Source organism: Muriventricola aceti (genome assembly GCF_025567565.1).
Classification (GTDB): Bacteria; Bacillota; Clostridia; order Oscillospirales; family Oscillospiraceae; genus Lawsonibacter; species Lawsonibacter aceti.
The window spans coordinates 24001-30940 of the sequence record NZ_JAOQKF010000019.1; the positions used below are offsets into that span (position 1 = coordinate 24001).

General features: G+C 51.5%; 5 protein-coding genes. All 5 read right to left on the minus strand.

Going from position 1 to position 6940, the window contains the following annotated elements; genetic code table 11:
* Nucleotides 1-18: 18 nt before the first annotated feature.
* Nucleotides 19-2109 carry a DNA topoisomerase 3 gene (locus OCV64_RS15625; RefSeq protein ID WP_002610336.1) on the minus strand — a complete coding sequence of 697 codons (2091 nt, stop codon included), beginning with the start codon at nucleotides 2107-2109 and terminating at the stop codon, nucleotides 19-21.
* A 201-nt stretch (nucleotides 2110-2310) separates the two neighbouring features.
* A complete protein-coding gene (locus tag OCV64_RS15635; protein WP_002610332.1) occupies nucleotides 2311-3039 on the minus strand; it encodes a DUF4366 domain-containing protein in 729 nt (242 codons plus the stop codon).
* The gene (locus OCV64_RS15640) at nucleotides 3029-3286 is read right to left on the minus strand and encodes a DUF4315 family protein (RefSeq protein WP_055153476.1); all 258 of its coding nucleotides are present in this window, start codon (nucleotides 3284-3286) and stop codon (nucleotides 3029-3031) included. Before OCV64_RS15640 ends, OCV64_RS15635 begins: the two co-directional genes overlap by 11 nt.
* Nucleotides 3287-3317: 31 nt before the next feature.
* Nucleotides 3318-5354 carry a C40 family peptidase gene (locus OCV64_RS15645; protein WP_117605126.1) on the minus strand — a complete coding sequence of 679 codons (2037 nt, stop codon included), beginning with the start codon at nucleotides 5352-5354 and terminating at the stop codon, nucleotides 3318-3320.
* Between the two features lie 49 nt (nucleotides 5355-5403).
* Nucleotides 5404-6894: a VirB4-like conjugal transfer ATPase, CD1110 family gene (locus OCV64_RS15650; protein ID WP_394803849.1), complete on the minus strand. Its 1491-nt coding sequence runs from the start codon at nucleotides 6892-6894 to the stop codon at nucleotides 5404-5406.
* Nucleotides 6895-6940 lie beyond the last annotated feature (46 nt).

The following is a 6940-nucleotide window of genomic DNA, read 5'->3' on the forward strand; positions in this document are numbered from 1 at the left end:
CCTATGCTTGCTATTCAGTTATTTCTTCTTCGACAGTTCAATGCGGTAGTTGACATATTTCCCGCCTGTATCAGCCAATACGATAGTTCCGTCGTAGGTTTTGCCCGTCTTTGGGGAATAGAGCTTTTTCACATTTACTTTGCCGGATTGTAAGAGTGCAGCGGCAATTTTGGGGGTAAAGGTTACTTTTCGTTCTTCAAAGAAACGGTCATTTTTCCACATGGTAAAGCTACATTCCTTATTGCTGCAATAGTAGTTTTTCTTTCCCTCATAGACAGGAGAACCGCAGCGGGGGCAGCTTCCCAACGCTTCCCGTTCCGGCTTGAACATCTGCGCTTTATCATCAGAAAGAAACGGATAGGTCTTTACCAGTTCCCGCGCCATATCCTCGATACCCTCCATAAATGCGGCGGGGTCTGCCTTGCCTTTGGCAATCTGCGTCAGATTGTTTTCCCATTCTGCGGTAAGCTGCGGGCTTGTCAAGGTGTCCGGCAGGACACACACAAGATTGATACCGTCCTTTGTGGGAAGTAGCTGCTTGCCTTTTCGCTCCACAAAGCCGCCCTTTACCAGTTTTTCAATGACGGCGGCGCGGGTGGCGGGAGTTCCAAGCCCTTTGCGTTCTGCGTCCGGGTCGGTGTCCTCACTTCCGGCGCGCTCCATAGCAGAGAGCAGCGACGCTTCGTTGTGAGGTTTTGGCGGTGTTGTGTCATGCTCCGTTACCTTTGCCGTCGGATTTTCAAAGGTCTGTCCCTCGGTAAATGGCGGCAGGGTCTTTTCTGTGTCACTGTCTGCGTCGTCCGTTTCGGGCTTGTTCTTTAAGGCTGCCCTGTATCTTCGGTCAATCTCTTTCCACCCGTCGGACAGCACCGTTTTTCCCCTTGCGATAAAAGACTGTCCGGCACATTCAAAAACTGCTGTAACCGCTTCAAAGGTATGCGGTGCAGCGGTCGCCATGAGCAGACGCGCCCCGGCAAGGGTAAGGATATTCCTTTCGCTTTCCGGCAGCGTGGCAAGGTCGGTCTTTGCAAGCTCCATAGTCGGGATAATGGCATGGTGGTCTGATACCTTTTTACTGTTCAGCACCTTTCCAAGCTCCGGCGTGAAGTCTTTTCCCGCCATAAAAGAAAATTTCCCACAAAGCAGCTTGATAATGCCCGCCGCTGTGTCGCTCATGTCGTCGGTCAGAAATGCGCTGTCTGTTCTCGGATAAGTAAGAAGTCTTTTTTCATACAGAGATTGTGCAAGGTCAAGGGTCTGCTTTGCGGTATAACCGAACAGGCGGTTTGCTTCCCTCTGTAAAGAAGTAAGGTCAAAGAGCTTCGGCGGGGCTGCGGTCTTTTTCTCTTTCACAAGGGAAGCACAGACTGCTTTTGACACTTCGCAAGCAGCTTTCAGCTTGTCAGCTTCGGAACGGTCAGATAGTTTTTCGCTTGCAGCTTCCGCGCCGGATAAGACAAGGCGCACATGGTAGTATTTTTCTTTCTTAAATGTGGTAATCGCTGCGTCCCGGTCAACAAGCATTTTTAAGGTCGGGGTCTGTACGCGTCCCACGTTCAAGGTATGATTGTAAAGGACAGAGAAAAGGCGGGTGGCATTGATACCGATTAACCAGTCAGCCTTTGCCCTGCACAATGCGGAAGCAAAGAGCGCGTCGTATTCCTCGCCGTTCTTCAGACGGGAAAAGCCCTCTTTGATTGCGCTGTCCTCCATAGAAGAAATCCAAAGGCGGCGCATAGGTTTCTTGCAGCCCGCCATTTCATAGACAAAGCGGAAAATGAGTTCGCCCTCGCGCCCCGCGTCGCAGGCATTGACGACTTCGGAAACGTCTGCCCGGTGCATAAGCTCTTTTAGGGTTTTGAATTGCTTTTCCTTGTCAGAAGCAACGGTGTACTTCCATTCCTGCGGCAAAATCGGTAAGCTGTCATAGCTCCACTTTTTATATTGTTCCCCGTAGGTGGCAGCTTCCGCAAGCCCTACCAAATGTCCCACGCACCAAGAAACGATATAGCCGCTTCCTGTGAGAAATCCGTCTTTCTTTTCCTTTGCCCCCAGTACGGCAGCGATTGTCTGTGCCACACTGGGCTTTTCTGCGATAACTAAAATCAAATATAAGTTCCTCCTTTCAGCGTTCCGGCTCGGTTTTCTTTTTCTCCTGTACCTGTTTCAGACAGTACCCCACACAAGGGGACTGTCCCTTGTAAGGGCAGGAAGCACAAGCAGGGGGATAAGGAACAGGCGGCGCATTATCACGCCGCCCGTTCGGTTTCTGTATCATCATCTTTTCAAAGGGATTGTTGGTAAACAGGGTCATAGGGTTTCTTCCTCCGTTTCTTCATCTTCGGGAGTTTCCCCGGTATCTGCTTCCGGCTCGTCCTCGTCGTAGTCCTCAAATTCAAAATCTTCAAGGTCGGTATCGCCCTTTACATTCTGCTTCGGCTTTAGAAACTTAAAGTAGTAGAACGCTGCGCCGCCACCAAGCAGGGCAAAGAGGACTAAGGCAAGCACCACACCGGGATTGCCGCCTTTTTCTTTCAGTTCTTCCGGCTGCTCCGTTGGTGTTGGGGTAGGTTCTTTGCCTGTGCAGCCTGTCATACTGGTAACACATACCGGGCAGGACGTGTTTACCTTTCCGACTTCGCATTTTTCCGTACAGTTACAGATTTCCGGCTTTTTGGCAGCTTCGCCGTTTTCGGTCAGTGCCATAAGGTCGGCTTCGTCCACTTGATTTAGGAAATGTACGGTCTGTTCGCCCTCGGCGGCGCGGTCAATGAGGATATAGAAATAGTTGCCGCCTTTGGTGGTAACAGTGATAAGTTGCTTATTGCCGCCGTAATCGTCAACCAGTGTAGCGTTTCCCTTTGGGGTAAGGGGCGGCGTTTCCTCTTTTTCCTCCACAACTACATTACTGTCGTTGGTCGCGTCCCCGGCGGGCGGCTCTGTGGCTGCGCCCTGTGCATAGGCAGGGACAGAAAAACCGCCCATAAGGATAAGGGCGGCACAAAGGGCAGTCATGGTCTTTTTCAGTTTATTCTTCATCTGCATTTTCCTCCTGTTCGTTTTCTTCTGCGGGTGCGGCAGTCATGCCGGGAATACCGCCGCCGGACAGCATAGCGTTCAGTTCCTGCGGGGTCAGACGCATAGCTCGTACAAGCTGCACGATTTCAAGGTTTTCCGCTTCGGTTTTCTGCACTTCCAGTCCTTTTAACTTGTTCTGATACTCTGTGATTTTCTCGCGGGTCTTTGCGATTTCCTTATTGATACGGTCAATTTTATTGTTTGCCATAGGTCATTTCTCCTTTCTTTTTGGGGTTGCTTTACCAGTTCATCAGCCCGTAGCCTTTGATACATTGATAGTTAAGGTCATAGCTCTTTATCTTGCAGGCGTCGCCGGAATTGCCCTCAACGGTATAGACGCGGCTGCCGTCCCTGCCAAGCACAAGCCCCACATGGTCGGCAACGCCGTCTAAATCCCAATCGAAAAAGATAGCGTCGCCCGGTGCGATATTCTCATAGCCGCGTGCGCCCCATTGTCCCCTTGACTGAAACCAAGGGACACCCTGCCATTCGCAGCCCGCAAAGCGCGGTTCGCTTTTTCCGGCTTGATTGTAGCACCATGATACAAAACAGGCGCACCATTCCACGCGGCTGTTAAAGCCGTACCAAGACCAGTAAGGGTAGCCGCCCACATTTCCGACTTGCTGCTTTGCAAGCTCCATAAGCTCTTGATTTCCGGGGCGCGTACCGTTTACAAACTCCACACCGCTTAAATCCTCAGACGGGCTTCCGTCGGGAGAACCGCCGCCAAAAATCAGCGGTTTGTTGCCGCTTGTTTCCAAATACACCCGGTACATTTCAAGCTGCTGTGGCGTAAGAAGTTCCTCCGCAAGCTCTGAAATCGGCTTGTTTGTCAGTTTCACATTTAAGATGTGATACTCATAAGGGACTTCCTCGGTGGTGGTTTCCCCGGTTTCCGGGTCGGTGCTTGTTTCGGTGCGGTAGCGTATTTCCACTTCCTCGGTCAGCGTCAAGGTGTACTGCATGGAAAAGATACGTTCAAGCTCTGCCTGTGCGCTCTGCGGGGTGTAGCTCTGCAAGAGGGCGGTCAAGTAAGACGCAAGTTCGTGGGGGTTATGCCCGATACTGTCAAGGTCGTAGCGGTATTCATCATAGCCGGGGTGGGTGCTTTCGATATTGTCAATCTCACTTTGCAGCCCGTTTTCCAATGCGGCATAGTTGTTTTCAACTGCCACAAGGTCGCTGTCCTCGGATGTGTAGGAAGTGCCAAGCACCCCGTTTGTCAAGCCCGAAAACATAGCCCCGCAAGAGGACAGCCCTGCGGAAATCATAATAAAGAGAAGCAGCGCGGCAACTGCAATCAAAATGCCCGCCGGGTGTCTTGCCGCAAATGCGGCGGCTTTCCTCGTTTCCTCGGCGGTTTTCTTCGCCGTCTTTCTTGTGGCTTCCGCTGCGGCTTTTGCCCCTCCTTTCTTTGCCGCCTTTGCATACTGGCGTTTTATCTGCTGTTTCTGCATGAAACGGGAAAGCGGGTTAGAAGTAAGCTGCGGGTTGTCGTGCAGGGTTTTGTGATACTGGAAGTTGACGTTTGCCTTAAATGCTGCCTTTTCTGCCTTTGCCGCTTCCCGGTAAGGTTTCAGCTTATGGCTGCGGTAGCCCTGTTTTAACTTCCGCGCCCCGTATTTCGCGCCGCGCTCGGCAAGTTCCTCCGATTTATGCGCCCCCTCAACGCCGGAATTGTCCTTTTCAACGGAATGTATCTTGTTGTGGACGAAAATCCCTGCTTCCTGTGCGGGGCGGGACAGCGGGTTTCCTTTTTTGCCGCCGGGTATCGGTTTTTCCTGTTCTTCAAAGTGAAGTCGGGTCTTTGCCTTTCCTGCGGCTTCGTCAAAGGTGCGCTCCTTAACCAGTTTCTTTTGCTTCGGGATAGCTGCCTTTGCTGCGTCCAGTCGGTCAGCGGCTTTGTTTGATTTCTCAATATAGCATTCCAGTTCCGGGACGGCAAGTTCTTCCTCGGTAAACTGCAAGCGGGAAGATGTTGTTTGTACGGTAACTTCCTCCTGTGCTTTATGTACCGCTTTTTTACTGGCTCTGCGGGTCTGTGCTGCTTCGATATGCTCCATAACGCGCTCTGCTGTGGCGGTGTCCCTTGCGGGGGAAGCTCCCGGTGCGTGGGGTAACGGGGAAGTTTGGGACGCTACACCTTGAAGCTGCGTCCCGTCCTGCGCCGCTTGCTGCTCCGGGGACTTTTGAAAATCCGCGTCCTGTTCCCGTTTACTGATACGCTCGGCGGTCTGCTGTGTTTCGTTTACCTCAATAAGCCCGTCGCGGGTCATTTTCTGTGTGATTTTATCGCGGGATTTATATTGCTTCATGGTCTGCACCTCACTTTCCGCTTTCGGAAACTTCCTCCGGCTTCGTTGTCATTACCCTGTAAAGCTCGGTATCTTTCGGGAAGCGGTCTACAAAAGGCAGCACCACATTTCCATAGAAGATAAGCCCCTCGCCCGCTTCGGTGTGGGTAACATACTTCATCTGCTGCGGGGAAATATTAAGCTGCTTTGCAAGGATAGTACGGTCGCCCTGCGCTTGATTGAGCATGAGGACAAAATCGCTGTTCTCAAAGATATTTTCCACCTCGCGGCTTGCCAAAAGGTCTTTGACGTTCTGCGTAATGGCTGTTGGGATACCGCCCCATTTACGGAAACGCTTCCAAATCTCCACGCTGTAAGCGGCGGTCTGTTCCTCTTTTAAGAGCAAGTGAAATTCGTCCATATAGTAGCGGGTCGCCTTTTTCTCTGCCCGGTTTATCGTTACCCTGTTCCATGTCTGGTCTTGCACAATGAGCATACCTAACTTTTTAAGCTGCTTTCCAAGCTGCTTTATATCAAAGCAGACAAGGCGGTTAGAAAGTTCCACGTTGGTTCTGTGGTTGAATACGTTAAGGCTGCCGGAAACATACAGCTCCAATGCCGCCGCGATACGGGCAGCTTCCGGCTCCGGCTGTCTTAACAGCTCGTCGTAAAGGTCGCCCAAGATAGGCATTTTTGCCGGGTCGGGGTCTGCAAGGAACGGGCGGTACACATTTCTTACAGCCCTGTCAATGACGGTCTTATCGACAGGCTGCAAACCCTCCTTGCCTCCGATAACAAGCTCGCAAAGGGAAAGGATAAAATCACTTTTCAGCGCAAGGGGGTTGTCGTCCTCGCTGTAATTAAGGTTTATGTCCATAGGGTTTACATACTGGGGCTTGCCGTCAATGCCCCTGCCCGTAGGGGAAAGACGTATCACTTGCCCATTAAGACGCTGCACAAGGGAAAAATACTCGGCTTCCGGGTCGCAGATGATAATGTCGTCGTCGGTAATGAGGAAAGCATTTGTCATTTCCCTTTTTGCCGCAAAAGATTTTCCGCTTCCCGGCGTTCCCAATATAAGCCCGTTGGGATTTTTGAGCTGCTTTCTGTCGCAGAGTATCATGTTGTTAGAAAGGGCGTTCAAGCCATAGTACAGGGCTTGCCCCGTCTGAAAAAGCTCCTGCGTGATAAAGGGAATGAAAATAGCGGTGCTTGATGTGGTAAGCCCCCGTTGTATCGGGATAAGGTTTTCCCCAATCGGCACACTGGATAAAAGCCCTGCTTCCTGCTGATAGTCAAGGCGTGTCAGGCGGCAGTTGTATTTCTGTGCGATACCCGCCGCAGCGAAAATATCATTTTCCAGTTTCCGCTTCGTGTCTGCCATGTTTACCACAAGGAACGTAAGGAGAAACATTCGCTCGTTGCGGCTCTGTAAGTCCTGCAACAAGTTCTTTGCTTCGCTGCCAAAGGTGGCAAGGTCGGACGGGAATAGCGATAGGTAAGCCTTTGAAGTTATCTCCAGCTTTTCCCCCGCTTCACACCGGACATGCGACTTTCACCGCATCCGG